The 1,128-nt window shown below is 40.1% G+C and carries 2 protein-coding genes; both read right to left on the reverse strand.

What is annotated here, in order from left to right; all coding sequences use genetic code 11:
- Nucleotides 1-150 precede the first annotated feature (150 nt).
- Nucleotides 151-483 carry a helix-turn-helix domain-containing protein gene (locus tag QVO99_RS06000; protein ID WP_022316695.1) on the reverse strand — a complete coding sequence of 111 codons (333 nt, stop codon included), beginning with the start codon at nucleotides 481-483 and terminating at the stop codon, nucleotides 151-153.
- 4 nt (nucleotides 484-487) lie between these two features.
- Nucleotides 488-832 (reverse strand): type II toxin-antitoxin system RelE/ParE family toxin, encoded by a 345-nt coding sequence (locus QVO99_RS06005; RefSeq protein WP_022316696.1) that lies wholly within the window; start codon nucleotides 830-832, stop codon nucleotides 488-490.
- Between the last annotated feature and the right edge of the window lie 296 nt (nucleotides 833-1,128).

Raw genomic sequence — 1,128 nt, forward strand, 5'->3', positions numbered from 1 at the left:
AAGCACCTTGCCCATGTTGGGCAAGCAGCGTGCCCAAAACAATTGAATTTACTTCCACACGCTTCCATTTGTATACTTGTCAGCAATACCAACAAGGCAATTGGCATAAGCAAAAGGTTACATAACCGAAGTTTCTTTATCTTTTCCATTTTACCACAATGCAATCTTTCCTGCAACACCCAAATCAAGGGTTGCCGTTGCAATGCCCAATGCTTGGAATACACGACTCATGGTTGGCAATGTGATAACACTTGTACCTTTCTCCAACTTTGAAATTTGAGCACGCTGCACACCGATACGTTCACCAAGCTGTTCTTGTGTGAGGTTTTGTGCCAATCGAGCCTTGCGTATGGCTTCGCCAACAATATAGGCGTTTACATCTTCTTTGAGTTTGACTTCCATGGCTTCGCGCTCTGGTGTACCTCTTTTACCCCAAAGTTTATCTTTCATATTGTCTGCTGGTATCAATTTCATCTGTGCCATAATGCTATTTCTTTTTATTATTAAAGTACTCTTTTCTTATCTCTTCTGCTTTGGCAATTTCCTTTAGTGGTGTCTTCTGAGTTTTCTTGACTATGCCATGTGTGGCAATAACCAAAGTCTCTTCCTCAGTGTCCCAAAAGGAGAAAAGCCTGTAGCAGATACCATTGTAGAGAGTGCGAAACTCCAATATCTCGGTATTCTCCAGTTTCTTGAAGATGTCAACTTTCATCACTCCTTCCTCAACCTTGAAGATGTTGTAGTATATCTTCTGCTGAGCTTTGAATGGTTGCGCATCCAAAAAGGCTTGTGCTTCTTCTGTCAACACCACTTTTAGTTTGTTGATGCCCATTTTGTTTTGAATTATAGTACAAAGATAACGCTTTGTTTCCAAACTACGATACAGAAATTCGGTTTTTCATCAAATTAGACCTCATCTTTAACACTCTCACGATTTGATAGTATCAGATACGCAACTTATTCACTCTTTTATTTCCCTAAATTTGGAAATTCAAAAATAGGGGAGAAAATATGGATGTGAAAATTTCTCCTTACGTGCTTCCACTCGTCTCCATACGTCTGTCATTTCTGGCTCCTGCAAAATGGCATTCCAACGAACCTTCTCTTTTCATCAGCAAACCATCCAGA

The sequence above is a fragment of the Prevotella sp. CAG:592 genome, assembly GCF_000436015.1.
GTDB classification, from domain to species: Bacteria; Bacteroidota; Bacteroidia; order Bacteroidales; family Bacteroidaceae; genus Prevotella; species Prevotella pectinovora.

What these genes read in the sequence shown, in the direction of transcription:
- QVO99_RS06000 (WP_022316695.1), bottom strand. Translation starts at nt 483, where the DNA reads ATGGCACAGATGAAATTGATACCAGCAGACAATATGAAAGATAAACTT.
- QVO99_RS06005 (WP_022316696.1), bottom strand. Translation starts at nt 832, where the DNA reads ATGGGCATCAACAAACTAAAAGTGGTGTTGACAGAAGAAGCACAAGCC.